The organism is Pseudomonas sp. NPDC089554, assembly GCF_050280645.1.
Lineage (GTDB): Bacteria > Pseudomonadota > Gammaproteobacteria > Pseudomonadales > Pseudomonadaceae > Aquipseudomonas.
The window spans coordinates 1-25,621 of sequence record NZ_JBNNVR010000030.1 but is presented as its reverse complement, the minus strand read 5'-3'; the positions used below and the strand labels follow the sequence as shown (position 1 = coordinate 25,621).

Below are 25,621 nucleotides of genomic sequence, written 5' to 3'. Positions count from 1 at the left end.
ATCGGTGGCCCCGCTTCAAATTACCCTCGAGGTTCCCAACGAACCTCGATAGCGGCCACGCGATGTGCCTGCCAGGTGGCACGGGTCAGTCGCCGCCTGTTCGCGTAATGCTGCCGTCCCCACACGGACAGTGCCATGATCAGCAAACCCGAACCAACGCCCGCCAAGGGCACCTCTTCGCAGCGCCCGGTAGGCAGTGCCTTCGAAGACGTCTTGAACAAGACCCGCCTACTGTTCACTGGTACGCAGCAACCGGCCACCGAGGACGGCTTCAAACCCAGGGTGCTGGCCAGCACCCACACCCCCAAGGTGGAGAACCAGAAACCCGCCGACGCCGAGCGCTACCAGAGCATCGTCCAACTGCCGGAAACCCTCGATATCGATACGCTCAAGGTGGTGGCCAGGGACAGCGAGGCCGGCGTGATCTATTTCGAGCATGCCGGCAAGCAGTACCAGATCAGCGAGCAGGCCGCGCAGGATGCCCAGCCCGGTTTCGAGACCCTCGAAAGCCTGCGCTTCGGCCACGCCGTTCCCACCCGCACGCCCGTCGGCCCGGACCACGGTACGCAGCTGTACAACCTGCTCGACACCCTGGCCGAAACCCAGGGCACACCCGCCTTCGAGATCATCAAGGGCAGCTACGCCAACCCCGACCAGACGCTGCTGCGCAAGGACGATGGCAACTTCCTGCTGGAGAACATCGACAAGGTCACCCAACCTGTCGACGGTGTACTCAAGGTCACGCTGCACAACGGCCAGCAGGTCATCATCGCCAAGGGCATCACCCCCGAGGCCTTCGCCGCCTACAGCGGCGCCGGCAAGACCCTGGAAGCGCTCGAGGCGGGCAAGGCCAAGGGCTACGAGCAGGTCACCGGCCTGCCCGGCGGGCTGGACGTGGACAAGCTCAAGGTGGTGTCGCACGACCAGGACAACGGTGTGATCCTGTTCGAGCACGACGGCCACAAGTACATGATCAGCCGCGACGATGCCGCCGCCCATGACCGCGGCTACGATGCGCTCGACAGCGTGCCCTCGGCCGCAGCCAACCAGCCGACCGCACAGAACCGTGGCAGCCAGCTCTACGACTACCTCAAGGCCCTGGACGACACCAAGGGCACCCCGGCCTTCGACTACCTGGTGAACGCCCGCAAGCTTCCTGGCCAGCATCTGCAAGCACGCAACGAAGGCACCCTGGGCATGGGCGACATCAGCAAGGTCGACACCCCCACCGATGGCATCGTGGTGGTCACCAAGACCGACGGCAACCTGGTGGTGGTGTCCAAGCACATCGCCCCCGAAGCCTTCCTCGAGTACAGCGCCAAGGGCCAGACCTTGGCCGGGATCGAGAAAGCGGCCGCTGACGGCTACCGCAAGGCCAGCCCCGACGAATACCTGTCGTCCACCGAGGACATCATGAGCGTGGGTGGCGCTGGCGACTATGGCCCAGGTCTGATCGCCTTCACCCAGCGCAAGCCCGGTGGCGAAGAACAGAAGATCGTCGTCTCGCAATTCGACAACCCGCAGATGTTCGAGCAGATCAGCGCCTACCGCACCAGCATCGCCGAGCAGATCACCGACGTCGACGCCCTGCGCGCCGAACACGGCCTGCCGCCGCTCAAGGAGGTGACGGTGGACGAGCTGCCCACCACGGAAAAGGGTGAGGACGGCCAGGCCCTGTCGGTACGCGACCTGGCGATCAAAGAGCTGGTCGACGGCTACCGCGCAGGCATCAAGGACGGCAGCATCGCCCAGGACGACCCGCGCGCCAAGTTCGTCCGCGCGCTGGAAGCCAAGAGCATGTCCGAGCACGGCATGCAGATCATCCCCGAGCATGGCTTCGGCAACCACGGCAATGCCACCGACGCGATCACCGTCACCTCGCGCGATGTGCGCGACGAGATCTTCGACGTCAAGGCCATCGATGCGCAGATGACCGAACTGCTCGGCAACGACACCATCGTCAAGGACCTTAAGGCCGCCCACGACAGCGCCCTGGGCAAGGTCGAGGGCGGTTCGGCGAAGGTCGACGAAACCCGCCAGAAGCTGCTCGACAGCACCTCCTCGGACGCCTTCGCCAAGTACATCGACAGCCTCCAGGCCAACGGCCAGACCGAGCTCGCCACCCAGGAGATCCAGAGCGCCTATGCAAGCCTGGCCGACCTTGACCCGAGCAGGGCCGATGAGTTCCTGCAGAACCTGCAAATCGACGGCTACACCCAAGAGCTGGACAAGCTGCTGGCCGACCCCAGCAAGATCTCCGACGAAAACACCGCGCTGGCCACCACCGACCAGGCGCTGTTGATCCTGCAAGCGATCAAGGCTGGCGGCGATGCCCTGCCACGGCGCGGGCTGGCCACCTACGAGAAGTTCGTCGAGTTGCTGGGCAAGGATGGCAGGATGGCCGCCGACTTCGGCAAGGTCATGACCCACCTGGGCGACGTCTGGCAGGCCAATGGCACCGTCACCCTGGACGATATCAACCGGGCCGTCGGCACCGAGCTGATGCCAAACCTCAGCGCCGAGAACCGCAGCGCCTTCACCCGCGCCATTTCGTTCCTCAGCGACAATGGCGTGCTGGGTTCGATGGGCGGCGCCATTTCCCTGGGCCGGGCCATCTACCAGTTGGCGGGCAAAGGCGGCAGCCTGGCCGACACCCCGCGCGAGCGGGTGGGTATCGCCAACGACTTCATTGGTTTCCTCAGCACCGGCTCACACTTCGCAACCCTGGGCACCAAGGCCTTCGACAAGGCGTTCGGCACCAACGCCTACAAGCTGATGGGCCTGGATCGCTCGGTGCCGGCGATCTGGAGCAAGCCCGGCGCCAACGCCCCAGACGGCGTGCCACGTACCGTGCAGGATGTGCAGAACAACTACTACAACATCATCGACGACGCCATGGGCGAAGGCCGGGATGTGAGCAAGGCGCTCAACGGCCAGCCGTTCGACGAGGCCTCGATGACCAAGCTGCACGAAGGCATCGAGTCGGGTATCGAAAAGCGTGGCGGGGTCGCGGGGGCCGGCAAGGTCGCGCGCTTCGCCGGCAGCGCCATCAAGGTCATCGGCGCCGGGGCGGACGTGGTGGGCGGGGTGATCAGCGTGGTCACCGGCGGCCTGACCATCCGCGATGGCGTGCGCGAGAAAGACCCGATCAAGATCGCCTCCGGCTCGCTGTCGGTGGCGGGCGGGGCCAGCAGCCTGATAGGCGCGGCCGGTAGCGTGGCCGGGGCAATCGGCGTTACCGGGCGCCTGGTGCCGCTGCTCGGGCCGGTGGGCTTCCTGTTCTCCGGGGTGTTCTCGTTCGTCGGGGCGATCCTGGGGGACATCAAGTCGGCCAAGCTGCACAAGGTATCGTTGCAGAAATGGGACCAGATCCAGGACTTCAAGCAGGATGGTTTGCTCAAGCCCAACGGCGATGAAGCCTATGTGTGGCTGCAGACCTACCTGTCGGACTGGGGCCAGCGCGATGCGCCGGGCGACCGCAGCATCTTCGACTTCCGCAAGGAAGAATGGGATGCCCGCTCGAGCATTCGCGGCGACAACCGCAAGGACCACCCGGACTACGTGGGCGATGGCAACAACCGGCGCTCGGAAGACTACAAGTACTCGCTCAAGCCCTCGGAGTGGATCGATGACAACGGCAATATCATCTGGATGGTCGGGGATGGGTATGGCGGGGCGTACAAGCCGGTAGAGAACAGCTGAGGCCAGCACAGGTAATCTGCGAATGGCACCGGCGTCGCCGGTGTTCGCGGCGGTTCGGCGCCCCGACAAGCCCGCTCCTACAGGGTCAAGAAATTCTGTAGGAGCGGGCTTGCCCGCGAACCGGGGCAAAGCCCCGGCCATGCACCACCGTGGGTGCTTTCGCCTTTTAGAAGCAGAACTGATTCAACAAAAGACCACTCTCAAATCAATCGCGCCGCCACCAGCAAATCCGCCACGGCCTGGAACGTACTGTCCGGCACCGGATCCCCAGCCACCGTGCGCCGGGCCAGCTCCGCCGCCAGCCGTTCTTGCGGTGCATGGGCGATGCCCAACTGCGCAGCCTCGGCCAGCACCCGCGCGCCCTCCTCCGGCTCGTAGCGGCACACCACCACCGGCACCGGGGTTTCGCCACGCACGTAGCGCAAGCCCACCACCCAGCCACCGGCCACACCCACCATCAACGACGCCCGGGCCAAGCCCAGCTTGGTGGCCATGGCCTGCATTTCCTGGCGCTGGCGACGCAGCTCGGCCTTGATCAACGGGTCGCCGTCGATGTCCTTGCGCTCGCGCTTCTGCTCACTGCGGGTCATGCGCATTTCCCGGCCGAACAGCCAACGCTGCATCAGCACATCCGCCGCACCCAGCACCAGGAACGCGGCTAGCACGGTGAACACCAGCGGCTTTAGCACCAGCAAGAAAGTCGATTGCAAACATTCAGGCCCGCAGCGCGACGACTCCATCAACGCCTGCAACGCATGACGCCCCACCACGTAGAACGCAAGGCCCAGCAGATTCACCTTGACCAGCCCCTTGAGGAACTCGATCACATTGCGCATGGCGAAGATGCGCTTGAAGCCCTCCGCCGGGTTGATGCGCTTGAAGTCCGGTTTCAGCGGCTCTACCGAGAACACCACGCCACGCAGGGTCACCAGGTTGGTGAGGATCACCGTCACCACGGTCACCGCCATCACCGGCAAGGTGATGTCGATCAGCAGTTGCTCGGCGGTGTCCAATACCTGCGGCCACACACTGGCGAACGGCTCCACGTAGATCAGCACGACCAGGTCGAACAAAGCGCTGACCTGCGCCTCGGCCCTGGGCGCCAATATCGCGATGCACAAGGTGCAGCAAAGGATGACCATGCCCGAGACCAAATCCTGGCTCTTGGCGACCTGGCCCTTCTTGCGCGCATCCTTGAGTTTCTTGTCGGTGGCCGGCTGCGACTTCTCTTCACTGGTATCAGCCATCGCCGCCCTCCACCAGGTTCTTCAGCACCTGCACCGTGCCGCGGAATTCCGCGAGCTGGTCGAGCATCACCGGGATCAGGAAGCCGATGTACAGCACCATGAGAATGGCGAAGAACAGGTTCTTCACCGGCAGCGACAAATCGAAGATGTGCAGGCTGGGCGCCATGCGCGACAGGTAGGCGAGCATCAGGTCGGTGACGAGCAAGGCGATGATCAGCGGCGCCACCATCAGCACGCCGATGCGCATCACCTGGTCGAGAATCGCCAGTACCGCCAGCACTGCCGAGTCGGAGAACAGCGGCGTGAAGTCGCCGACCGGCCACAACCGGTAGCTGTTCAGGTAGCCGTCGACCATCAGGATGAACCCGCCGGACATGAAGTACAGGGCAATCAGCATCACCGTCAGCAAGGTCGACATCACTCCGGACTCCCCCGACGACAAGGGGTCGACCAGCTGGGCCATGGTCGAGCCGCGTTGCAGGTCGATCAGCTCGCCCGCCACCTCTGCCGCCCAGAACGGAATACCGAACAGCAACCCCACCAGCACCCCCACCAGGAACTCCTTGAGCAGCAGCCCCAGCAACCAGAAGCCGCCATGCTCGGGCAGGCCGGTGAACACCTCGAACACCGGTACGAACATCGGCACCGAGATGGCCACGGCGGCGCAGCTGCGGATCATCCCGGTCAGGCCCAGGCGGTTGAACGCCGGGGTGATGACCACCACGCCCATGGCCCGGGCACTGGCCAGCGCCGCCGAGCTGATGGTTGGGTAGGCGATTTCGAAGAACTGGTTGGCAAGGGCCGCGTCCATGGCTAGGTCAGCGCGTCCACAGGGCGAAGTTGTCCAGCACCTGATCGCCGAGGGCCAGCACCTGCCCGGCCAGCAACGGGCCGACGAAGACGATCAGCAGCAGCACCGCCACCAGCTTGACCACCTGCGGCAGGGTCTGGTCCTGGATCTGCGTCAGCGCCTGCAACAGGCCAACGCCCAGGCCCACCAGGATTGCCACACCCAGGGCCGGTGCCGACAGCAGCAGCACGGTCATCAGCGCCTGTTTCATCAGTGAAAGGAATACGTCCTGCCCCATCGCCTCAGCCCCCGTAGCTCAGAATCAGACCATGCATCAAGCGCGACCAACCGCTCAGCGCCACGAACAGGAACAGCTTCAACGGAATCGATATCAAGGTGGGCGAAACCATCGACATGCCCATGGCCATCAGCACGTTCGACACCAGCAGGTCGATCACCAGGAACGGGATGTACAGCAAGAAACCGATCTCGAACGCGCGGGTCAGCTCGGAGCTGACGAACGCCGGAATCAACACCACCAGGTCATCGTCGCGCAGGTCGGCGCGGGCCTCGGGCGACCAGACGTTCTCCGTGGCCTGCACGAAGAACCCACGCTCGCTTTCGTTGGCAAAACGCGACAGGTGCGCCTGCAACGGCGGGCGCAGGGCCTGGCCAAGGGCCTTGACCTGCTCGGCGTTGTCCATCTGCAAACCATGGCTTTGCGCGGCGCGGTACATGTCGCCGATCAAGGGCGTGGTGACATACACCGAGAGGATCAGGGCGATGCCGTACAGCACCAGGTTCGGCGGCGTCTGCTGCACACCCAAGGCGTTGCGGATCAGGAACAGCACCACGGAGATTTTCAGGAAGCCGGTCAGGGTCACCACCGCCAGCGGTATCAAGCCGATGGAGGCGACGACCAGGATGATCTCGACCAGGTTGGGCTGGTACCCGCTCATGAGACGGCGAAACTCAGCACGCGCACCCCCAGGCCATCTCCCACCTTCACCAGCTGGCCCTGGCCGACGCGGCGGCCATTGATCATCAAGTCGACCCCTTCATGCATGCGCGGCGCCAGCTCCAGCACGCTGCCGACACCCAGTTCGCGCAACTGGGCGAAGCTCAGCTCGACACTGCCCACCTGGCAGACCAGCTTCAGTTGCAGCTCATCCAGACTGCTATCGAGGCCGTCGGCCCCGACCTCTACATCACTCATAGATCGCTCCTTCACCACCGCCAGTACGTTTGGAGTTTCGAGTAGCCGCAGGCGCTGGCCATCGCGCTGCGCCTTCAGCATCAATTGCCCACCCAGGTGCAGGCGTACCTGGGCCTCGGCCCAGGGCTCGAGCATCACCACATCGCCCGGCAACAGGCTGCGCAGCTCGGCCAGGGTCAGCCAGGCCTCGCCAGCGTCGACCTGCAACAGCAAGGGCAACGGGCCAAGGTCCAGGGGGGCCGGTGCGATATACCGGTCCAGCGCATCGAGCAGCACTGCCCAGCCCTCGGCATCGCTGCGCAGCTGCACGGGCATCGGCGTGCCATCGATGGTCACGCGCAGTTCGAGCTGCAACGGCGCCAGGTTCGACGGTGTCTCGGGGGCTCGTTCAAGCACCTGCAACGTCAGCCCCAGCGCCTGCTCGAGCGGCTCGATCAGCGGCAACAACGCCTGCTCCAGCAGCAGCGCCGACGCCGGGCTCACCAGGGCCAGATCATCGGGCAGCGCCAGCAGCCGCAAGGCCTGTCGGGGCAGCGCCAACCACAGCGGCGACTCGCCCAAGGTCAACCACACCACCCGCAACGGCTCGTTGCCCGGCGCCATGCTCACCTGCCACTCGACCTGCAAGGCGTACTCGCCGAAGCGGCCCTGCCAGGGCTGGCGTGGGCGATGCAGACGCCGGTGCAAGGGCTGCCACGCCGGGTCGTACAAGGCCAGGGCCTGGGAAAACGCCAGGGCATCCGTGGACGCTGGCATATTCAGGGTGGTCAAGGCGCGATATCCGCGAGCGGGGCGAACAGGTCGTCGCTGTCTTCGCGCCGCTCACCGGCGCGCCGTTCGCCCTGCGTGTGCTGGCGCACCACGTCGTCCCAGGCTTCGACCTGGCGCTGGCGCTGGGCATGCATCACTTGCAAGGCGCTACGGGCCTGCTCCTGGTGCGCCAGGTCTGCGTGCGCCTGGTCGATGCCGCCGAGCAAGGCCTGCTGGTCGCTTTCAAGCTCGTCCAGGCGCAATTGCGCCGCAAGCCAGGCACTGACCGACAGGCCCTCACTGAAGCGACCATAGAGTTTTTCAGCCTCGTGGGCGGCGGCCTCACGGTGCTGGTGCAGGCGCTCGCGGGCATCGTCCAGGGCCGCGTGGCTTTCCCGGCAGCGCATGCGCTGCGCGGCCAACTGGCTGCCGGCGCGTTGCTCACGCAGTTGCCGCAGGGCTTGCAGGTTCTTCAGGTCGTGGGCGTTCATCGGCGCTTGCTCCTCATGCCAATACCTTGCGCATCTGGTCCAGGGTCTGTTGCGCGCCACCCGGCTGGTCGGCCGCCTGGCGCAGGAAAGTTTCGATGGCGCCATGGCGGGCGATGGCCTCGTCGGCCAGAGGGTCGCTGCCAGCGGCGTATTCGCCGATGCGCACCAGCATCTCGATGTCGTTATGCCGCGCCATCAGCTCGCGCATGCGCATGGCCAGGCTGCGCTGTTCGCGGCTGGCCACCTGTTCCATCAGGCGGCTGCGGCTGCGCAGCACATCGATGGCGGGGAAATGGTTGCGCTGGGCCAGTTCGGCGCTGAGCACCACATGGCCATCGAGGATCGAGCGGGCCTCTTCGGCCACCGGGTCGGTCGCCGCATCGCCTTCGGTCAGCACCGTGTACAGCGCCGTGATGCTGCCGCGCTCGGCAGGCCCTGCGCGCTCCAGCAGGCGCGGCAAGGCAGAGAAGAACGACGGCGGGTAACCGCGGCGGGTCGGCGGCTCGCCCACCGCCAGGCCGATCTCGCGCTGGGCGCGGGCGAAGCGGGTCAGGCTGTCCATCAGCAGCAGCACATCGCGGCCCTGGTCGCGGTGGTACTCGGCCAGCACCGTGGCCACGTAGGCGGCGCGCACCCGCTCGGCCGCTGGCCGGTCGGAGGTGGCTACCACCGCCACGGTGCGCGCGCGGGCCTGGGCACCGAGCTGTACGTCGAGCAGCTCGCGCACCTCGCGGCCACGTTCACCGATCAGGCCGATCACCACCACGTCGGCACTGGTGTTGCGCACCATGCTCGCCAACAGCGACGACTTGCCCACCCCCGGTTCGCCGAACAAGCCCATGCGCTGGCCACGGCCCAAGGTCAGCAAGCCATCGATGGCCCGCACCCCGACCCACAGCGGCTGTTCGATCACCTGCCGGGCGAACGGCTCAGGCGGTTCAGCTTGCAGCGGGTAGCGCTGCAAGGTGCCAACCGGTGGCTGGCGATCGCCATCGAGGTAATCGCCCATGGGGCTGATGACCCTGCCCAGTTGCGCATCGCCCACGCTCACCGCCATGGCCGCGCCGGTGGCGGTGATCTCGGTGCGAGTGGACAACCCCTCCAGCGAGCCGATGGGCGAAAGGATCGCCTCGTCACCGTCGAAGCCGATCACCTCGGCGGCCAGCATGCGCCCGGTGGACGGGTCGTGAAGACGGCACAGTTCACCGATGCGCACCCCCGCCACACTGGCGCGCAGCAGCACGCCGCGAATGCTGCGAATGGTGCCCTTCATCGGCCTTGGTCGCGCCTCGACCAGGCGCGCCTGCAAGCGTGGCAGCACTGAATCGAGGCTCACGATGCCACCTCGTCGAAGGGCAGCAGGCCTCGGCGCAACGCCTGCAACTGCGCATCCAGCCCCAGCTCCACCGAGCCGACCGCACTGCCCAGACGCGCCTGGCCTGCGTGCAGCTGGTCATCGGGCTCCAGCGTAACGGCGGCCAGCCCTTCAGGCTCGGCCAGCAGGCGCTGGCGTACCGCCGCCACCTCTTGGGGCGGCACGAACAGCGTCAGGGCCTGGTCCTGGCGGAAGGCGAGCAAGGCCTTGCGCGTGCTGCTCAGCACCCGCTCGGCATCGTCCATGCTTTGCAACACTTCGCGGGCGATCCCTAGGGCCAGGTCGGCCAGGGCACCTTCCAGGCCCGCCAGATAGGCATCGACCTGTGCCTGGGTCTGCACCAGCAGCGTACCCACCGCCTCGGCACCTTTCGCCCGGCCGGCCTCGAAACCTTCTGCGCGGGCCTGTTCGAGCCACTGGGCGCTGTCTTCACGCACGCGCTCGGCTTCTTCCCGGGCCGCTTGCAAGTAGGCTTGGCCGTCGGTCCACAGCTGCGCCTCGGCAGCACGCAGGATGCGCGCAGCTGGGCGGCTTGGCAGGTCGCTCATGACGTCACCTCCTCGCCAGACGTGGCCAACAGGCCCGCCACCCGGCGCACAAGGCCCGGGTCTATCGCCTTGGAAGAGGCCTCGGCGTCCGGTTGCGGCAGGCGCAACAACAGCCACTCGCGCAGCGGCTGTGGCTGGCTGTGCAACCAGGCCTGCACGCAGCGGGCGCCATCGGCCTCAATGGCCGCCAGCAGGTCGTCGGGCTGGCGCAGCAGGTCCAGGGCACCGCTCCATTGCCGGTGCGCCAGCGCCAGGTTGAACACCTCCTGGCCAAGGCCTTGGCGCAGGTGCTCGACCACCTCGCGACGAATCTCCCGGCCCAGCGCCGCGCCATGCCAGATGGCCCCGCACAGCCTTGGCAGGCGGGCGAACGCCTCGGGTGACAGCAGCAGTAACGGCAGGTCTTGCGCCAGCGGTTCTGGCAGTTGCGCGGTGGGTTGCAGGCGGTAGGTGCGCAGCAACAGGTTCAGCAGCCGCCCTTGAAAACGCGGGGCCTTGAGCAACGCCTGTACCTGCGTCGGCGCCACCTCGTCGGCGAAGCACGCGGCCAAGTGGCGACGGTCGATGAACGCCAGTGGCTCGGCCAGCAGCGCCTGCCATTGCGCCAGCGCGCTCATTGCGCCTCCGGCAGGCGGTACAGGGCCTGGGCACGGCGCTGGTTCCAGTACTGCCAGCCCAACACACCGCCCAAGGCCAATGCCAACAGCAGGCTGCCGCCCAGCACCAGGCGCGCCCAGGCCAGGTCGTCCTGCATCAGCCAGATGCCCATGAAGCGCGTCATGCGCGGCTGGCCCTGAGCTTCGCGCGGCACGCTGGCGGCCTTGATCGCGGTCACCGAAACGCCGTCGTAGGCCAGCCCGGAAATGCCGTTGGCCACCAGGGTCTTGATCTGCGGGATCAGCGGGTTGATGTCGGTACTGGCGTCATAGCGCACCAGCACCGAGGCCGAGGACGGCGAGATGACCCGCTTGAGCAGGTCGTTGTCCGGCAGCACCACGTGCACCCGCGCCGAGACGATGCCGTCGATCTGCGACACGCTGTGCGACAGCTCCTCGCTCAGGGCATAGACCATCTGCGCCCGCTCCTGCACCGGCGAAGACACCAGCCCGTTGCTCTTGAACACCTCGCCGAGGTTGGAGAACTGCTGCCCCGGCAGGCCAGCTTCGTCCAGGCGTGCCATGGCCTCGGCGAAGCGTCGCTCATCGACGACGATCTTCAGCTGGCCGTTGTCCTGGACCTTGCGCGTAGCCGGAATGCCCTCGCGCAGCAACACCGCGAGCATGGCATTGGCCTCGCGTTCGCCGAGGTTGCTGTACAGGTCCATCTCGCAAGCCTGCAGCAGGCCGGCCAGAGCCACGACGATCAACAGGCGCGAAGCACGACGGGCCATAGGGTCATTGTCCTTTGAGCAAGGTGTTGGCAGACCCGGACACCTGGGTCGCCCCACGCACCACCATCTGGGTCTCGATCGAGTAGTCGAACATGCGCCCCAGCGACTGGACGATCCGGTCCATCTGCGGGTCGCCGACCTTGCGCCCACCCTCGCCCGCCACGCTGGCGAAGGACGACGGCGACTGCGCCGGCGGTGCCGGCTGGGTGCCGGCCTGGCCAAGGGTTTCGGCGCGGGCACTGAAGTTGCGCGAGCGGTCGATGAAGCCATCGAGCCGCTGCATCAGGCTTTCGCCAATCTGGTGGGGGCTTGCGCCCTCGGGCATGCCCTTGGCGCCATTGGCCATGTGCTCGAACAGGTTCTGCGAGGCGCCAGGCGCCTGCGGCCCTCCTGAAGGCGGCATAGCCGCCGTGCTGGCGAGGCTGATGCTCATGACCGTTACTCTTCGTCGTCTTCCGAGGACATCGCCTCGTTCAGGATTTCCTGGACCTTGGGCATGATGATGAACTGCCCGCCGACCATGACCGCGTTGTCGATCAGCGCGGTGGTGAGCTCTTCGTCGGTGATCTGCTCCTTGGATTTGTCCACGGCCGAGTTGAACTTGGCCTCGGCGCTGGCTGGAGTGCTGGCGGTGCTGTCGATCGGGGTAACGGCCATGGTGTTTCTCCTTGAGGGGGATGCGTGGGTGGATGATTCAGTGGTCACTGATCGAGATGCCGCGAAACACGCGAATGCCCCGAGCCACGCTCGGCGCTTGCGCGGCCGGTTGCTTGAGGCTGTCGAGGTGCTGCTGGACCATGTTCAGGTAGGCCGGCGGGCCGGAGATGTACAGCTCTTCACCGCCCCCGCCCTGGCGCATCGACAGCTGCGAGCCTTTCACGTCGAGTTCGGCCAGGTAGTCGTGCAGCGCCTGTGGGTCAAGGTCCGGGCCTCTGCTCACCAGGCGCGTGGCCACCTCGTCGGCGGCGTTGATATAGAGGATGTTGCCGTCGAAGTACCAGGCCAGGCCGTTGCTGTCGCACAGGCGGGTGAGGAATTCGCCGGCCAGGTCGCTGCGCACCGGGCTGCGCGCCTTGCCGCGGACCTTCTCCGACATCACCACGATCAGCCCCAGGTTGTGGCCGAACTCGTTGAGCGCACCGCGTACGTCCTGGTCGACCAGCGCATAGGCGAATGGCTCGGCGAACCAGTCGGGGCCGTCCAGCAGCATTTGCCCGTGCGCAGGCCAGGCCAAGGCCAGCAACAGCGCCACCGCCCCCAGGTGCTTCACGGATGTGAAATTGCGTGAATGGCAGGCGTCTTGGCCGATCGAGCCGCTAGAATGGACGTCCTTGCGCCTAGCCGAGCCTTGCCCATGCCGAACCGCTTGCCGTCTACCCTGCTTCTGCTGGCCAGCGCCTTGCTGGCTGCCTGCTCCAGCCAACCACGCCCCGCCGACGATGGCTACGAACGCCTGATGCACCTGGCGGGCGACCTGCAACGCCGTGGCGACAATACCTCGGCCGCCGCCCTCTATGAGAACGCCACGCAACAGCCCGGCCAACACCCCGAGGCTTGGCTGAAGCTGGGTGAGGCGAGCTTGGCCAGCGGCGATGCGCGCACTGGCGAACGCGCCTACCAGCAGGCCTTGACGCTGCAACCGGACAACCCCGATGCGTTGCTGGGCCTGGGCACCGCACAGTTGCACCTGGGCAAGCTGGAACGCGCGACCACGGTGCTGGCCCAGGCCGCCGCCGCCAGCAGCAACCCGCAGGCGTGGAACCGCCTGGGTATCGCCCAGATCTTGCGCGGCCAGGCCAACGCGGCCCAGACGGCCTTCGGCAAGAGCCTGGGCCTTGCCCCGGACGACCTCGACACCCGCTGCAACCTGGCCTTGGCCTACGCCCTGGGTGGCCAGGCGCAGCGGGCGCTGGACACCGTGCGCCAGGTAGCCCGCTCGCCGCGGGCACTGCCCCGGCACCAGCGCAACGAACTGCTGGTGACGGTGCTGGCAGGACGCGAGCAGGACGTTGCGAACCTTGTGCTGGACGACATTCCGGCCAGCGAGCGCCCGGCGCTGCTGGCCGAGGCCCAGCGCATCAAGGCCATTGCCGACCCGCAGGCCCAGGCTCGCGCGCTGGGGCTGGTGGATACGCGCTGACGACAGGTTCATTGGCGCTCCTGACGGTCGGCGCGCGACTGCTGTTCTTCCTGGCGACGGCGCAGTTCAGCGCGGTCGTAGCCTTCGATGTACACCTGGGCCGCACGGCCCACGGGCGCGGCCATGGTCGGGCCGGTCTGGCGACCTTGGGTAAGGTCCGCAGGCTGCTCGACCATGCGCATCAGGGTGAGGTTATTGGCGCAGCCTGGGGGTAGCAGTGGGACGAAGTCGGCGCCCAGGTCGAAGGCGTCCTCGGCGGCGGGCTTGAGGCATTCGACCGGTACCAGGTCACCGCTCTGCGCCTGGCGCTGGAAGTCGCCCGAGTAGGTGGCCGGGGGCAGGTGGCCCTGGCAGCCCGTCAACAAGAGCAGTAGGACGGCGGTGAATAGGCCAGTCGCCTCACCACAGGTCCGTCGCTCATCCAGGTTGGTTTGCAACACGTCCATGCCTACCTCGAATCAATTCATGTAGAAGCCGAACTTGCCGCCGCTGCGCGGCCCCGCCGACGCCGTGGTGGCGCCTGGCATAGGGTCGACGGGCGTGGCCAGGTCGCGCTGGCGTACCGGCTGCACCAGGTACGGCGTGATCAGGATCACCAACTCGGTTTCATTGCGCTGAAAGCGCTTGGAGCGGAACAGGTTGCCGAGAATCGGCATGTCGCCCAGCATCGGCACCTTCTCCACGTCCTGGCTGCTCTCGCGCTGGAACAGCCCGGCAATGGCGAAGGTCTGGCCGCTGCCGACCTCGACCCGCGTATCGGCCCGCCGCACGCGGAACGACGGCACCCGGTAGCCACCCACTTCAGTGGCCTCCGAGCCCATCAGGCTGCTGACCTCGGGTCGCACCTGCAACGCGATGCGCCCATTCGGCAGCAAGGTCGGGCTGAACAGCAGCGACACGCCGAAGGGCTTGTATTCGATACCCACCAGGTCGCGGTTCACCGGCACCGGCACTGGCACTTCGCCGCCGGCCAGGAAGCTTGCGGTCTGCCCGGTCATGGCGGTGATGTTGGGCTCGGCGAGAATCTCCAGGATGCCGTTGCTGTGCAGTGCCTCGAGTATCGCGTCGATGTCCACGTTGCCCGAACTCACGCCGGCACTGATCACGTTCGAGGCACCACTGGCGGCATCGGCAGCCAACCTGCCACCGGTAAGCAGGCCGAAGGAGAAGGTGCCGTTGTTGAACAGCGCGTTCCAGCTCACGCCATAGCGCAGCAGCTCGGAACGCGACACCTCGGCGAAGCGCACGCGAATGTTGACCTGGGCGGAACCAGGGTAAGTGGCGCTGTTGAGCGCCGGTACCTGGGCCTGGTTGTCGAGCAAGGCATTCAAGTCGCTGGCCTCGCCCACGCTTTGCACGCTGCCCTTGGCCACCAGCTGGTTGCCCACGGCACTGACTTGGGCGCTGCTCTGCGGGTGCAGCGCCTGCAACGGGCGGCTCACGGCCTGGGTCGGGCTATTCACCGACACGCCCATCACCGCCAGCTGCGTGCCGGCCTCGTCGAGGGCGATCAGGCTGGTCTGCCCAGGGGCCTTGCCGAACAGGTAGATGACCCCGGCCGACACCACCTGAAGGTCGGCCACCCCAGGCTCGGCCAGCAACACCGAGGCCACCGGGGCCTGGAAGCGCAGGATGCGCCCCTCGCCAGCGGCCAGGTCCACGGTGCCACGGCTGCCCGGCGCCAAGTCCTGGGCGGCAGCCGAAAACGACCCCACCAGCCCAGCCATCACCAGGCCCACACACAACGCCATACGCAGAAAACCGTTCATGAAGCACTCGCCGTGGAAGTGACCGGGGTGTCGCGCCGTGGCTGGTTTTCACCAGGCTCCAGGGTGCCGACGGCCTGTACGTTGTACTCGCCCGCCAGCTCGCGGAATGACAGCACGGCCAGCTCCAGGTCGCCGCGCAGCACCAGCCAGCGCAGGTGACGACGCAGCTCCGGGTGCACCAGCAGCACGCTGCGCCGGTCCTCCGGCAGGCGTTCGCAGGCCTGGTGCAGTTGTGCGAGCAAGCCACGGTTGGCCTGCTCGGGTATCCGATCACCGCCGGACTCCTGGCGGCGCAGGGCGGTGCGCAGGTGCTGCTCGAGCATCGGCGCCATCACCAGGGCACTGATGACCCGGTTGCGGTCGGCATGCTGATGGCTGATCTGCCGCGCCAGCGCCGCGCGCAGGTGCTCGGCCAACTGCCCTGCATCGGCATCGCGCCCGCCCCAATCGACCATGGCTTCGAGCAGCGCGCGCTGGTTGCGGATCGACACGCCCTCACTCACCAGATGGCGCAAGGCCTCGGCCATGCGCTGCAACGACAGGTTGCGCAGCGCCTCCTTGATCAGCTCGCCGTAGCTGCCTTCGTTACGCTCGAGCAAGGCGCGGGTTTCCTGGATACCGAGGAAATCTGCGGCGTAGCGGCGCAAGGTGCGCTCCAGCACGGCGCGCAGCACTTCCTCGGGCAACAGGAAGCCCACGCCGGCCTGCTCAAGGCGCACCTGGTGCGTGCGCTCGACCCAGTGCGCGTTGCGCCGGGTCAGCGGCGAGTCGGCCTCCAGCAGCGGTACTTCCAGCAGCTCGGCATTCACCGGGTCGTCGCGCAGCAGCAGGCAGTCGGCGGGCAGCTCGCCCTCGCTGACCGGCACGCCTTCAAGCTCGATGACGAAACGCTGCCCAGGGAACTGCCCATCGACGTGGATGGCGGCCATGGGGACGTCGATACCCAGCTCGTCACGCAGCTCGAAGCTCAACGCCTCGAAACGCTGGCGCAGCGGCTGGGTCGGTGCGCTGGCCGCGAGGCCCGGCCCGAGCACCATGAGAATGCGGCAGTCCAACGGCTTGCTGGCCGGTGCGACAGGCTCGGCCGGCAGTGGCTCTGGCTCTTCCACCGGCAACGCCTCTTCCACGACCTCGAGCGCGTTACGCGCCTCGCGCCGCGCCAGCATGAACGCAGCGCCGCCCAGCAGGGCCGACAAGCTGATGAACACCGCAGCAGGGAACCCCGGCAACAGGGCAACGCCCAGCAGGATCAAGGCCGTCAACGCCAAGGCCCGGTGGCTGGCGCCCAGCTGGCGTACGATCTCGCTACCCAGGTCGCCGCTGGCGCCGTCGCTGTTGACCCGCGTCACCACGGTGCCCGCCGCCACGGAAATCAGCAGCGCGGGAATCTGCGCGATCAGCCCGTCACCCACGGTGAGCAGCGAATAGGTGTGCACCGCCTCGCCGAACGGCATGTCGCGCTCGACCATGCCGATCAGCATGCCGCCCAACAGGTTCACCGCCAGGATCACCAGGCCCGCGATGGCATCGCCCTTGACGAACTTCATCGAGCCGTCCATCGCCCCGAACATCTGGCTCTCGCGTTCCAGGCGCGAGCGGCGGCGGCGCGCCTCGGCCTGGTCGATGTCGCCGTTGCGCAGATCGTTGTCGATGCTCATCTGCTTGCCGGGCATGGCATCGAGGGTGAAGCGCGCGGCCACCTCCGCCACCCGTTCGGCGCCCTTGGTGATGACCACGAACTGCGCCACGGTGATGATCAGGAACACCACCAGCCCCACCACCACTTGCCCGGCGATGACGAAGTCGCCGAAGGCCTTGACGATGTGCCCGGCGTCGCCATCGAGCAGGATCAACCGCGTGGTTGTGATCGACAACGACAGGCGGAACAAGGTGCTCAGCAGGATCAACGGCGGCAGCGCGGAGAACTCCACCGAGTGGCCGATGTAGAAGGCGACGATAAGGATCAGCAGGCTCAAGGTGATGTTCAAGGCGATCAGGCTATCGACCAGGTAGGTCGGCAACGGAATGATCATCATCGCGATGGCCATCAGCATGAATGCCACGATGACCACATCGCTGCGCCGGGAGGCCGCGTGGGCCAGGCCATTGAGGCGTCCGAGCAGGCTCATGGCGCCACCTTGCGCGCCGCCAGGTAGCGCTTGAAGCATTGGCGCGCCTCGTCCTTGCGCGCGGCGCGCCACAGGGCGTGGCTACGCAGCAGCAACAGCGCAGCCGAATCGCCCTCCAGGGCTACCGCGCGGTCCAGGACATTGAGCGCGCGCAGGGCATCGCCACTGTCGGTGAAGGCCATGGCCAGCTGGCGTAGCAGCGCGCCGTCGTTGGGCGCCATCTGCGCGGCGATCAGCAGCATCACCAGGGCCCGTTGCGCCTGGCCACTGCGCCGGTAGAGGTCGCCCAGGCCCTTGAGCAGTTCAACGCTGTCGTGGTGTTCACGCGGCTTCATGGCTGCTGCACCTCGGCACGTTGTTGGGCCAGCGACTGGCGCAGGTGCAGCTCTTCACGCAGCAGGTCTTCGGCCAGTACGCGCACTTCGGGCTCGGCGTCGAGCCTGGGCAGCACTTCGTCCAGCAGGTAGTGCAAAAGCTCCTGCGCGCGGCTACCGGCGAACAGCTCGGGGTTGATCGCCTCGCAGCCCAGGGCCTGCTCCAGTTCGCCGCGCAGCGAACGACGGGCCGCCTGTTCGCGCTTGCCCAGCAGCGCCTCGAAGCGGGCGTTGGCGCGCGCCTGCACCGGGCGCACGGCTTCGACGGCGGGGGCTTTATCGGAAGGTGTCGGCAGCAATGGCCGAGGGTCGATTCTCATAGGGTCAAGGTGAAGCGTTCTTCACCCCTAGCCAGCACCACCTGGTTGCTGTCGATGCGCTCCAGCACCCAGCCATCGGACAGCGGCGCATCGGGGTACAGGCGCTTGCCGCCCTCGCCGACCACGTAGGGGTTTTCGCCGAACCATACGGCCTGGAAGTACACCCTGGGCTTGGCGACATCGGCGTGCACGGTCACCTGGCTATGCAGCATCACTTGCTGGCCGAAACGGTGATCGAAGGCCTGGCGCAGCTCGACCCAGCGGCTTTTCTGAGCGGCCTCGTGGCGCCCGCTGGCGACCAGCTGGCCGCCGCTTTCACTGACCTTGACGCCACTGAAGCCGCTGGCGAGCAGTTGTTGCTCGAGCCACGAACGGGCATCGGCGAGCGTCGCCTGCTGCGGCGCACGCGGCTCTGGCGTGACGCTGACGCTGTTCACCTGGGGAAGTTCGCTTTCGCCACGAAAGGCAAAGGCGAAGGCGCAGATGAACATCAGCCCCAGCGCCAGCAGCAGGTGTGGCCTGGCCAAACCGGTCGGCCGTTGACTGGATGCAGCGCGCGTGGGCGCCGGCTCCAGGCACAGCCGTGCTTCGCCAAGGCAAATGCGCAGCGGCAGCTGGCCACGGTAGCCACTGCCCAACGGCACCAAGGTCGAACGCCCGAGGCGGTCCTCGACCTGCACCTCACCCGCCAGCGCCTCGACGGCGACCTTGTCATCGTCCAGGCGCAGCGCCAGGTGCCCAGGGGCGATGCCTGGGTCGGTGAGGATGAAATCGTCATCGGCGCTGCTGCCCAGGACATGGCGAGCGCCCTCCAGAACGATGCGACCGCCCTGGTGCAGGCCTTCGGTGATGCTGAGCACGGGCCTGGCCGGTGCTGTATGGCCACCGATGGAAACGGGAGAGGCAAGAACGGTCATGGGCGGATCACCACCGTGAAGCCCGCCGACAGCAAGGTGTCAGCAGCCTTGGCATGGAATTCTTCTGGGTAATGTATTCGCTGCAAGGGGTGGGCGGGCGGCGCAAGCACCGCCCGCACGACAACGTCAGTTCTGCGGACGTTGCTTGGTAGCGTCGAGCTCAGCCTTTTTCGCAGTGGTCAGCTCGGTAATCTTTGCCGACTTCTCGATAGCCATGTTGAAGGTGGCTTCCATCTTGGCGATGGCTGCATCGGCGCCGCCGCCGGCACTTGCTGGAGGAACGTTGCTCATCGTGAAACTCCTTCGAGGTAGGTTAGGTTCATAGGCCGCATTGCGGCTAACGTGAAGCCTGTGCCGCAGGGCAGTAAGCACTGCGGAACGGGGCTCATGTTAGGCAGCCGGTTTCGGCCACCGCTGTGAAACGTTGTGAAAGGTCATGAAGCGCCAGCGACGAACAACGTTTTAACGGGCACTGGCCTTGAGACGGTCGGCGTTCTCGAGGTCGGCGAGCGGCGAGAGTATCTGGCGGTCGAAGGCTGCTAGCGCGTCTGCATTGCGCACCCGCTGCGGCCAGTCGGCATGGGTCAGGGCGCCGCGTCCAAGGGTGACCATGTCCGCCTCGCCCGAGGCGAGCATGGCGCCAGCGCGCTCAGGGTCGTGCAACGAGCCATTGGCCAACACCGGCAGGCCACCATGACGCTTGGCCAGCGCCGCCAGGCTTGGGCCTTGCTCGAACGCGGGCTGCCAGGCCTCGAACTCGGTGGTGTGCAGGTAATCGAGTGGCAGTTGTCCAAGTAGCGTGTAGATATCGGCCGCTTCTTCCTGGCCGTGCCACTTGTGCGTGAAGTCGTTGACCTTGCCTTGTGAACTGCGCAAACCAACGATGAAGTCGTCCCCCACGGTGGCACGCACCGCCTTCACCGCTTCCACGGTGATCCGCAACCGGTTGGCGACACTACCGCCGTAGGCATCGGTGCGCAGGTTCACGCCCTCGCTCAGGAACTGGTCGAGCAGGTAGCCATTGGCGCCATGGATTTCCACGCCATCAAAGCCCGCCTCCCGCGCCCGCAGCGCGGCTGCCGCAAAACCTGCAACCGCTTCGTCGATCTCGGCCTGGGTCATGGCCTGCGGCAATGGGTAGTCGCCGACCCCACGGTAGAAGCCCATCTGCTGCCCGACCGGTCGCTTGGCCGAAGGGCCGCGGGTATCGCTGACGAAGCGGTTGCCCTGGGAAAGCGCACCAGCGTGCATCAGTTGGGCGATGATGCGTGCGCCCGCCGCGTGGACACGCTCCACCACCGGCCGCCAGGCCTCGCGCTGCGCGGTATTGGCCAGGCCCGGTTGATGGAAGTAGCCCTGCGACCAGCGCTCGTCGGTATAGATGCCCTCGGTAATGACCAGACCGAAACCGCCCTCGGCGAAGCTGGCGTAGTACTGCGCCATGCGCGCCGTGGCGTCCCCTGATTGGGTGGCGCTGACCCGCGTCATGGGCGCGACCGCCAGGCGGTTGCCAAGGGCGAGCGCACCGAGGTTCAGCGGGTCGAACAGCCGGGTGATCGCGCTCATGTCAATGCTCCTGTGCCGTTGCAACGGCCGCGATGGCTTCGATCTCGATCATTACCTCGGGGTTATAGAGCGCCCGCACTTCGGCGATGGTGTCGGCCGGATAGGGTGCGCTGAAGAACTGGCGGCGCAGTTCGATAACATCCTTGAAGTTATTCATATCGGTGACGAAGATGGTCACCTTGATGACCTGGTCGAGGCTCGAGCCACCGGCTTCAAGCGCACGGCGCAGGTTGGCGAAGGCCTGCTCGCCCTGGGCCCGGAAGCCGCCTTCGACGATCTTGCCATCGTCGCCAGCCCCGGCTTGGCCGGAGACGAACAGCAGGTTGCCGAAGCGAATGCCTTGTGAAAGCAGGTAGGGCGCGTAGTTGTCGGGGGTGGTGATAACGCGTTCGAGTTTCATCGTCTTGCTCCAGTACGTGAAGGTGCCGGTCGCCGAAAGTGGCTTCCGGGGGTCATGTGTAGAGCTATAAGATCGACGTTCACGGCCAGGCCGACAAACGTTCAATTATCACCCGATAGATGAGGAAAACTAAGCCATGCGGCGCCTTCCCCCGTTGTCCACGCTGCGCGCCTTCGAAGCCGCCGCCCGGCATGGCAGTTTCAAGCAGGCCGCCCATGAGCTGTCGGTCACGCCTACCGCCATCAGCCACCAGGTGCGCTCGCTCGAGGAGCACCTGGGGCTGGCATTGTTCGAGCGCCGGGTGCGCAAGGTCTTGCTGACCGATGCCGGCGCAAGGCTCTACCCGGTGCTGCGCGAAGGCTTCGATGCGTTCGTCCAGGTGATCGAGCGCATCACGCCTCGGCAGGGCCGCGCTCAAGTAACGGTGTCAGCCACGCTGGCGTTCACTGCGCGCTGGCTGGTGCCCCGGGTCACGGCGTTTCATGCCCAACATCCGCAGATTGCGTTGCAGCTCCAGGCCTCGGACGAGGTGGTCGACCTGGAGGCTGCGGGCGTCGACATCGCGATTCGCTACGGCAAGGGGCCCTACCCCGGCTTCGAGGTGGTGCCACTGTTCGCCGATCGTTTTGCGCCGGTGGCGAACCCGCTGCTGAAGGTCGAGTCGGTCACCGACCTGTTGCAGCGCCCGCTGATCGACTTCCAGTGGCGGCGCAAGCACCCCGACAACCCGACCTGGACCCGCTGGTTCGCCGAGTCGGGCCTGGAGGAGCCGAAGGAGGCGCCGCTGCTGAGTTTTTCCGATGAGAGTCATGCCATCCAGGCGGCGGTGGCGGGCCAGGGGGTGGCCTTGGTGAGCTTGGCGTTGGTGCGCGATGAGCTGGCGGCGGGGCAGTTGGTGCAGCCGTTCGGGCAGACCATTACCGGGTTTCGCCATCATCTGCTGACGCGCGAGGGGGAGACTGGCGGCGCGGTGGCGGCGGTATGTGCGTGGTTGGCAGCGCAGAGCGCGGGGTGAGCTGCGCCCTACCCCTGCGCCTGCAAGAACAACGAAAACAACTCCGACTGCGACTTGATCCCCAGCTTGCTGTACATGTGTTTGCGGTGCACCTTCACCGTCTCGGCGGAAATCGCCAGCTTGCGGGCGATTTCCTTGCTCGAGCAGCCGCTGAGCATAAAGCGCCCCACCTCAAGCTCGCGCGCAGTCAGGGGCGTTTCCAGGGCCTCGACGGTTTCCTCGAGGCGGCTCTGCCAACGCGGCGCCGGGGCGCTGGCCTGCTCCAGCAACTCCCGTTCGAACGCCATGCGTTGGCGCATCAAACCCGCCACCCAGGGCCTTAGCAGGTCGAGCAAAGCTATCTGCTCCGGGGTGAAACGGCCCTTGCTACCCAACGACAGGCACAAGGTGCGCTCGGCATCGAGCTGCACGTTGAACTGCACTTCGTCGGCCACCACGTTGAGGCGGAAATAGCGCTGGTAGTAGTCGGTCTGCTCGAAGCATTCCGGGGCCACGTCGCACAGCTGGAACAACCCGCTGCCCGGCGCCTCGCGGCTGGCGATGTAGAACGGGTCGAGCAGGTACAGGCCCTTGAGGTAGTCCTGGAACAATGGGTCGGGGCCGCCGTCCTCGGCCGCGCATTCGGCGAACACCTGGGGGCGGCCATTGCTGAACAGCAGCGCCACCCAGCTGTCGAACGGCACGTAGCGCTTGAGCAGGCGCACCTGGGCCAGCCAGAAGCCTGGCGTGTCCAAGGTCTCGATCAACTGCCCTACCCCGCGGTGCCAGGCCAGGTCCTGTAGCGAAAGGTTCATGCCTCTACCCCTGTTGGGTTACCCCATGGGCGTAATTACCCAGGCGCGATGGCCAACTGCATACTCGGCGCATTCTGACCGGTTTTGGTCGTACGGTCATGTCTACGTACAGGAGCTGCAATGAAGGTCGAACTCGTGCAACTGGCCGGTCGCGATGGCGACACCGCCTACAACCTGGAGCGCACCCTGGCGGCGATTCACGCCTGCCCCGCCGGCACCGACCTGGTGGTGTTCCCCGAAACCCAACTGATGGGTTTCCCTACCGAGGCCAATGTCGCCCAGGTCGCCGAGCCCCTGGATGGCCCCAGCGTGCGCGCCGTGCAGCAGGCGGCGAAAGCCCGTGACGTCGGGGTGGTGCTGGGCATGGCCGAGGCTGCCGACGATGGCTGCTTCTACAACACCACCCTGCTGGTGACCGCCGAGGGCATCGCCCTGAAGTACCGCAAGACCCACCTATGGGCCTCCGACCGCGACTTCTTCAGCCCCGGCGACCGCTACGCCACCACGCTGTTCAAGGGCGTGCGCGTAGGCCTGCTGATCTGCTTCGACATCGAGTTCCCGGAAAGCGCGCGGGCCTTGGGCCAGTTGGGCGTGGAACTGATCCTGGTGACCAACGGCAACATGGACCCGTACGGCCCCACGCACCGCACCGCCATCTGCGCACGGGCCATGGAAAACCAGGCGTTCGCGGTGATGGTGAACCGCGTTGGCGAGGGCGATGGCGGCCTGGTGTTCGCTGGCGGCAGCGCAGTAGTCGACCCCTACGGGCAGGTGCTGTGCGAGGCCGGGCGCGAGGAATGCCGACTGGGCATGACGCTGGACCTGAAGCAGTTGGAAGTCGCACGGCGCGACTACAGCTACCTGAGCGAGCGTCGCTTCGTGCTGCCGGGTGAGGTGCGCGAGCACGACGGCGGGCTGCGTGAGCTGATCATCGCCAGCTGAATACAACACCGTCCCTGTAGGAGCGGGCTTGCCCGCGAACCGGGGCAAAGCCCCGGCCATTCACCGAGGTGCCTGGTTCGCGGGCAAGTCGGATCGCCGCACCGCCGCTCCTACAGGGGTTTGTGGCGATAGAGAAAACAAGAAGAACACCTGCGGCCAGGGATGCCGCCTTTGCGTCGATTTCGACTCTGCATAACAAACATAAATTGGAGTACGCAGTAATGGCTCGACTCAAGCGAACCCTTTCCCTGGGTGCGGTGGTGCTGTTCGGCATCGCCTACATGACCCCGATCATCGTCCTCGGCACCTTCGGCATCCTCGCCGACACCACGGGCGGGCTGGTGCCTTCGGCCTACCTGGTGGCCTCCATCGCCATGCTGTTCACCGCCCTGAGCTACAGCCGCATGGCCGCCGCCTTCCCGGTGGCAGGCTCGGCCTATACCTACGTACGCCAGTCCATCAGCCCGAAGCTGGGCTTCCTGGCCGGCTGGGGTGTGCTGCTGGACTACCTGTTCCTGCCCATGGCCATCTGGCTGATCGGCGCGGCCTACCTGCACTCGGCCTTCCCGCAGGTGCCGCATGCGGTGTGGGTGCTGACGTTCATCGGCGTGACCACGGCCATCAACGTGGTTGGCCTGCGCTTGGCGAAGAACATCAACGGTGTGCTGATGCTGGTGCAGTTCCTGGTGCTGGCGGCCTTCGTGGGGCTGGCGGTGCACTATGTGTTGGGCGATGCGGGCAAGCCTTTGTGGTCGCTGGAGCCGTTCTTGAAGGAGGGCGTGCAACTGCCACTGATCATGAGTGGCGCGGCGATCGCCTGCTATTCGTTCCTGGGCTTCGATGCGGTGAGCACGCTGACCGAGGAAACCCATGAGCCGCGCAAGAACATTCCGCGGGCGATCCTGCTGATCACCTTGATCGGTGGCTGTATCTTCATCGCCACGAGTTATTTCGTGCAGCTCGCCCACCCGTCCGCCACGTTCGAAAATGCCGACTCGGCGGCCTACGAGATTGCTCGCAATATTGGTGGTGATGTGTTCGTCAGCTTGTTCCTGATTGGCCTGATCGTCGGGCAGTTCACCTCGGGGCTGTCTGCTCAAGCCAGTGCTTCGCGGTTGCTGTTCGCGATGGGCCGCGACGGGGTGCTGCCGAAGACGTTCTTCGGACGCCTGAGCGAGCGTTTCGGCACGCCGGTAGGCAGTATCGTGCTGTGTGGTGTGGTGGCATTGTTGGCGCTGCGGATGGATGTGACCACGTCGACGTCGTTCATCAACTTCGGTGCGTTCCTGGCGTTCAGCCTGGTGAACCTGTCGGTGATCTTCCATTACTGGATTGCCCAGGGGCAGCGTGGCTTGCGCGGGACTGTGCTGTTCCTGGTGTTCCCGCTGGTGGGGCTGGTAGCGGACTTGTGGTTGATGGCCAGTCTCGATCACCTGGCGATCTACCTGGGGTTGGCGTGGTTGGCGGCGGGCGTGCTGTACCTGGCGGTGCTGACGGGCGGTTTCCGTAAGCAGCCGCCGCAGATGCACTTTGAAGAAGCCTGACCCACCACCGCTCTCGCTTTGCTTTCGCCGTTGATCTTGATCTTGATCTTGATCTTGATCTTGATCTTGATCTTGATCTTGATCTTCGCGACTTCCAGAAGGCCGAACGGAGGCGTCTGGAGGGCCCTGGCGCGCAGCGCCCTTCGGCGTAGCCGAAGTCGCGAGATGTAGACTTGCGAAGCAAGTCGTAGGCCGCGAAGGC

General features: G+C 66.1%; 28 protein-coding genes. 5 read left to right on the top strand and 23 right to left on the bottom strand.

The annotated features are described in order from the left end of the window. Positions 1-135: 135 nt before the first annotated feature. Positions 136-3,702 (top strand): hypothetical protein, encoded by a 3,567-nt coding sequence (locus ACQKPE_RS11695; protein ID WP_427665936.1) that lies wholly within the window; start codon positions 136-138, stop codon positions 3,700-3,702. 200 nt (positions 3,703-3,902) lie between these two features. Here ACQKPE_RS11695 and ACQKPE_RS11690 read toward each other — a convergent pair whose 3' ends face one another. The 13 genes from ACQKPE_RS11690 to ACQKPE_RS11630 are packed head-to-tail and all read right to left on the bottom strand — an operon-like array spanning position 3,903 to position 12,719. Further along, positions 3,903-4,949: an EscU/YscU/HrcU family type III secretion system export apparatus switch protein gene (locus ACQKPE_RS11690; protein WP_427665935.1), complete on the bottom strand. Its 1,047-nt coding sequence runs from the start codon at positions 4,947-4,949 to the stop codon at positions 3,903-3,905. After that, positions 4,942-5,760: a type III secretion system export apparatus subunit SctT gene (sctT, locus tag ACQKPE_RS11685; RefSeq protein ID WP_427665933.1), complete on the bottom strand. Its 819-nt coding sequence runs from the start codon at positions 5,758-5,760 to the stop codon at positions 4,942-4,944. The genes ACQKPE_RS11690 and sctT overlap by 8 nt, the downstream gene beginning before the upstream one ends. Before the next feature lie 7 nt (positions 5,761-5,767). Then, the gene (locus ACQKPE_RS11680) at positions 5,768-6,037 is read right to left on the bottom strand and encodes an EscS/YscS/HrcS family type III secretion system export apparatus protein (RefSeq protein ID WP_375099509.1); all 270 of its coding nucleotides are present in this window, start codon (positions 6,035-6,037) and stop codon (positions 5,768-5,770) included. Positions 6,038-6,041: 4 nt separating this feature from the next. Beyond that, positions 6,042-6,698, bottom strand: coding sequence for a type III secretion system export apparatus subunit SctR (sctR, locus tag ACQKPE_RS11675; protein ID WP_427665931.1), 657 nt, complete (start codon positions 6,696-6,698; stop codon positions 6,042-6,044). Continuing rightward, positions 6,695-7,726, bottom strand: a complete 1,032-nt coding sequence (gene sctQ / locus ACQKPE_RS11670) for a type III secretion system cytoplasmic ring protein SctQ (protein WP_427665930.1) — start codon at positions 7,724-7,726, stop codon at positions 6,695-6,697. The genes sctR and sctQ overlap by 4 nt, the downstream gene beginning before the upstream one ends. After that, complete coding sequence (locus ACQKPE_RS11665) at positions 7,723-8,196, bottom strand: hypothetical protein (protein ID WP_427665928.1); 474 nt, start codon at positions 8,194-8,196, stop codon at positions 7,723-7,725. Before ACQKPE_RS11665 ends, sctQ begins: the two co-directional genes overlap by 4 nt. Positions 8,197-8,209: 13 nt before the next feature. Further along, a complete protein-coding gene (locus tag ACQKPE_RS11660) occupies positions 8,210-9,532 on the bottom strand; it encodes a FliI/YscN family ATPase (protein ID WP_427665926.1) in 1,323 nt (440 codons plus the stop codon). Then, entirely contained in the window at positions 9,529-10,119 is a 591-nt protein-coding gene (locus tag ACQKPE_RS11655; RefSeq protein ID WP_427665924.1) for a FliH/SctL family protein, read from the bottom strand. Before ACQKPE_RS11655 ends, ACQKPE_RS11660 begins: the two co-directional genes overlap by 4 nt. Beyond that, positions 10,116-10,736 carry a type III secretion protein gene (locus ACQKPE_RS11650; RefSeq protein ID WP_427665922.1) on the bottom strand — a complete coding sequence of 207 codons (621 nt, stop codon included), beginning with the start codon at positions 10,734-10,736 and terminating at the stop codon, positions 10,116-10,118. The genes ACQKPE_RS11655 and ACQKPE_RS11650 overlap by 4 nt, the downstream gene beginning before the upstream one ends. Beyond that, the gene (gene sctJ / locus ACQKPE_RS11645; RefSeq protein WP_427665920.1) at positions 10,733-11,509 is read right to left on the bottom strand and encodes a type III secretion system inner membrane ring lipoprotein SctJ; all 777 of its coding nucleotides are present in this window, start codon (positions 11,507-11,509) and stop codon (positions 10,733-10,735) included. Before sctJ ends, ACQKPE_RS11650 begins: the two co-directional genes overlap by 4 nt. A 4-nt stretch (positions 11,510-11,513) precedes the next feature. After that, a complete protein-coding gene (locus ACQKPE_RS11640) occupies positions 11,514-11,942 on the bottom strand; it encodes a hypothetical protein (RefSeq protein ID WP_427665918.1) in 429 nt (142 codons plus the stop codon). 5 nt (positions 11,943-11,947) lie between these two features. Further along, a complete protein-coding gene (locus ACQKPE_RS11635) occupies positions 11,948-12,166 on the bottom strand; it encodes a hypothetical protein (RefSeq protein ID WP_427665917.1) in 219 nt (72 codons plus the stop codon). Between the two features lie 37 nt (positions 12,167-12,203). Next, positions 12,204-12,719, bottom strand: coding sequence for a type III secretion protein (locus ACQKPE_RS11630; RefSeq protein ID WP_427665968.1), 516 nt, complete (start codon positions 12,717-12,719; stop codon positions 12,204-12,206). 144 nt (positions 12,720-12,863) lie between these two features. On the opposite strand from ACQKPE_RS11630, the gene ACQKPE_RS11625 reads away from it, so the two are divergent. Beyond that, a complete protein-coding gene (locus ACQKPE_RS11625) occupies positions 12,864-13,649 on the top strand; it encodes a tetratricopeptide repeat protein (RefSeq protein WP_427665915.1) in 786 nt (261 codons plus the stop codon). Positions 13,650-13,657: 8 nt separating this feature from the next. Here the strand turns inward: ACQKPE_RS11625 and ACQKPE_RS11620 are convergent, their stop codons facing one another. The 9 genes from ACQKPE_RS11620 to ACQKPE_RS11580 all read right to left on the bottom strand — a co-directional run bounded on the left by ACQKPE_RS11620 (position 13,658) and on the right by ACQKPE_RS11580 (position 21,124). Then, the gene (locus ACQKPE_RS11620) at positions 13,658-14,095 is read right to left on the bottom strand and encodes a hypothetical protein (protein ID WP_427665914.1); all 438 of its coding nucleotides are present in this window, start codon (positions 14,093-14,095) and stop codon (positions 13,658-13,660) included. A 12-nt stretch (positions 14,096-14,107) separates the two neighbouring features. After that, positions 14,108-15,376, bottom strand: coding sequence for a type II and III secretion system protein family protein (locus tag ACQKPE_RS11615; RefSeq protein WP_427665967.1), 1,269 nt, complete (start codon positions 15,374-15,376; stop codon positions 14,108-14,110). Between the two features lie 38 nt (positions 15,377-15,414). Beyond that, complete coding sequence (sctV, locus tag ACQKPE_RS11610) at positions 15,415-17,547, bottom strand: type III secretion system export apparatus subunit SctV (RefSeq protein ID WP_427665912.1); 2,133 nt, start codon at positions 17,545-17,547, stop codon at positions 15,415-15,417. Then, complete coding sequence (locus tag ACQKPE_RS11605) at positions 17,544-17,882, bottom strand: tetratricopeptide repeat protein (protein WP_427665910.1); 339 nt, start codon at positions 17,880-17,882, stop codon at positions 17,544-17,546. The genes sctV and ACQKPE_RS11605 overlap by 4 nt, the downstream gene beginning before the upstream one ends. After that, positions 17,879-18,241: a hypothetical protein gene (locus tag ACQKPE_RS11600; RefSeq protein ID WP_427665909.1), complete on the bottom strand. Its 363-nt coding sequence runs from the start codon at positions 18,239-18,241 to the stop codon at positions 17,879-17,881. The genes ACQKPE_RS11605 and ACQKPE_RS11600 overlap by 4 nt, the downstream gene beginning before the upstream one ends. Next, complete coding sequence (locus tag ACQKPE_RS11595; protein ID WP_427665907.1) at positions 18,238-19,158, bottom strand: SctD/MshK family protein; 921 nt, start codon at positions 19,156-19,158, stop codon at positions 18,238-18,240. The genes ACQKPE_RS11600 and ACQKPE_RS11595 overlap by 4 nt, the downstream gene beginning before the upstream one ends. A 126-nt stretch (positions 19,159-19,284) precedes the next feature. Then, positions 19,285-19,449, bottom strand: a complete 165-nt coding sequence (locus ACQKPE_RS11590) for a hypothetical protein (protein ID WP_275639077.1) — start codon at positions 19,447-19,449, stop codon at positions 19,285-19,287. A 171-nt stretch (positions 19,450-19,620) separates the two neighbouring features. Next, positions 19,621-20,724 carry an NADH:flavin oxidoreductase gene (locus tag ACQKPE_RS11585; RefSeq protein ID WP_427665905.1) on the bottom strand — a complete coding sequence of 368 codons (1,104 nt, stop codon included), beginning with the start codon at positions 20,722-20,724 and terminating at the stop codon, positions 19,621-19,623. 1 nt (position 20,725) lies between these two features. Continuing rightward, a complete protein-coding gene (locus ACQKPE_RS11580) occupies positions 20,726-21,124 on the bottom strand; it encodes a RidA family protein (RefSeq protein ID WP_427665904.1) in 399 nt (132 codons plus the stop codon). Positions 21,125-21,260: 136 nt separating this feature from the next. On the opposite strand from ACQKPE_RS11580, the gene ACQKPE_RS11575 reads away from it, so the two are divergent. Beyond that, positions 21,261-22,139 (top strand): LysR substrate-binding domain-containing protein, encoded by an 879-nt coding sequence (locus tag ACQKPE_RS11575; protein WP_427665903.1) that lies wholly within the window; start codon positions 21,261-21,263, stop codon positions 22,137-22,139. A gap of 8 nt (positions 22,140-22,147) precedes the next feature. Here ACQKPE_RS11575 and ACQKPE_RS11570 read toward each other — a convergent pair whose 3' ends face one another. Continuing rightward, entirely contained in the window at positions 22,148-22,933 is a 786-nt protein-coding gene (locus ACQKPE_RS11570) for a response regulator transcription factor (RefSeq protein ID WP_427665901.1), read from the bottom strand. Between the two features lie 120 nt (positions 22,934-23,053). Here ACQKPE_RS11570 and ACQKPE_RS11565 point away from each other — a divergent pair, with 120 nt between their 5' ends. Beyond that, positions 23,054-23,875: a carbon-nitrogen hydrolase family protein gene (locus ACQKPE_RS11565; RefSeq protein ID WP_427665900.1), complete on the top strand. Its 822-nt coding sequence runs from the start codon at positions 23,054-23,056 to the stop codon at positions 23,873-23,875. A gap of 221 nt (positions 23,876-24,096) precedes the next feature. Continuing rightward, positions 24,097-25,419, top strand: coding sequence for an APC family permease (locus tag ACQKPE_RS11560; RefSeq protein WP_427665899.1), 1,323 nt, complete (start codon positions 24,097-24,099; stop codon positions 25,417-25,419). The last annotated feature ends 202 nt before the right edge of the window (positions 25,420-25,621 follow it).

Coding starts and splice junctions, on each gene's coding strand:
- ACQKPE_RS11665 (WP_427665928.1), bottom strand. CDS start 8,196: ATGAACGCCCACGACCTGAAGAACCTGCAAGCCCTGCGGCAACTGCGT.
- ACQKPE_RS11565 (WP_427665900.1), top strand. CDS start 23,054: ATGAAGGTCGAACTCGTGCAACTGGCCGGTCGCGATGGCGACACCGCC.
- ACQKPE_RS11655 (WP_427665924.1), bottom strand. CDS start 10,119: ATGAGCGACCTGCCAAGCCGCCCAGCTGCGCGCATCCTGCGTGCTGCC.
- ACQKPE_RS11575 (WP_427665903.1), top strand. CDS start 21,261: ATGCGGCGCCTTCCCCCGTTGTCCACGCTGCGCGCCTTCGAAGCCGCC.
- sctV (WP_427665912.1), bottom strand. CDS start 17,547: ATGAGCCTGCTCGGACGCCTCAATGGCCTGGCCCACGCGGCCTCCCGG.
- sctT (WP_427665933.1), bottom strand. CDS start 5,760: ATGGACGCGGCCCTTGCCAACCAGTTCTTCGAAATCGCCTACCCAACC.
- ACQKPE_RS11580 (WP_427665904.1), bottom strand. CDS start 21,124: ATGAAACTCGAACGCGTTATCACCACCCCCGACAACTACGCGCCCTAC.
- ACQKPE_RS11615 (WP_427665967.1), bottom strand. CDS start 15,376: ATGGCTGGGCTGGTGGGGTCGTTTTCGGCTGCCGCCCAGGACTTGGCG.
- ACQKPE_RS11560 (WP_427665899.1), top strand. CDS start 24,097: ATGGCTCGACTCAAGCGAACCCTTTCCCTGGGTGCGGTGGTGCTGTTC.
- ACQKPE_RS11600 (WP_427665909.1), bottom strand. CDS start 18,241: ATGAGAATCGACCCTCGGCCATTGCTGCCGACACCTTCCGATAAAGCC.
- ACQKPE_RS11635 (WP_427665917.1), bottom strand. CDS start 12,166: ATGGCCGTTACCCCGATCGACAGCACCGCCAGCACTCCAGCCAGCGCC.
- ACQKPE_RS11695 (WP_427665936.1), top strand. CDS start 136: ATGATCAGCAAACCCGAACCAACGCCCGCCAAGGGCACCTCTTCGCAG.
- ACQKPE_RS11650 (WP_427665922.1), bottom strand. CDS start 10,736: ATGAGCGCGCTGGCGCAATGGCAGGCGCTGCTGGCCGAGCCACTGGCG.
- ACQKPE_RS11630 (WP_427665968.1), bottom strand. CDS start 12,719: ATGCTGCTGGACGGCCCCGACTGGTTCGCCGAGCCATTCGCCTATGCG.
- ACQKPE_RS11640 (WP_427665918.1), bottom strand. CDS start 11,942: ATGAGCATCAGCCTCGCCAGCACGGCGGCTATGCCGCCTTCAGGAGGG.
- ACQKPE_RS11680 (WP_375099509.1), bottom strand. CDS start 6,037: ATGGGGCAGGACGTATTCCTTTCACTGATGAAACAGGCGCTGATGACC.
- ACQKPE_RS11625 (WP_427665915.1), top strand. CDS start 12,864: ATGCCGAACCGCTTGCCGTCTACCCTGCTTCTGCTGGCCAGCGCCTTG.
- ACQKPE_RS11595 (WP_427665907.1), bottom strand. CDS start 19,158: ATGACCGTTCTTGCCTCTCCCGTTTCCATCGGTGGCCATACAGCACCG.
- ACQKPE_RS11585 (WP_427665905.1), bottom strand. CDS start 20,724: ATGAGCGCGATCACCCGGCTGTTCGACCCGCTGAACCTCGGTGCGCTC.
- ACQKPE_RS11590 (WP_275639077.1), bottom strand. CDS start 19,449: ATGAGCAACGTTCCTCCAGCAAGTGCCGGCGGCGGCGCCGATGCAGCC.
- sctR (WP_427665931.1), bottom strand. CDS start 6,698: ATGAGCGGGTACCAGCCCAACCTGGTCGAGATCATCCTGGTCGTCGCC.
- ACQKPE_RS11605 (WP_427665910.1), bottom strand. CDS start 17,882: ATGAAGCCGCGTGAACACCACGACAGCGTTGAACTGCTCAAGGGCCTG.
- ACQKPE_RS11620 (WP_427665914.1), bottom strand. CDS start 14,095: ATGGACGTGTTGCAAACCAACCTGGATGAGCGACGGACCTGTGGTGAG.
- sctJ (WP_427665920.1), bottom strand. CDS start 11,509: ATGGCCCGTCGTGCTTCGCGCCTGTTGATCGTCGTGGCTCTGGCCGGC.
- ACQKPE_RS11690 (WP_427665935.1), bottom strand. CDS start 4,949: ATGGCTGATACCAGTGAAGAGAAGTCGCAGCCGGCCACCGACAAGAAA.
- ACQKPE_RS11570 (WP_427665901.1), bottom strand. CDS start 22,933: ATGAACCTTTCGCTACAGGACCTGGCCTGGCACCGCGGGGTAGGGCAG.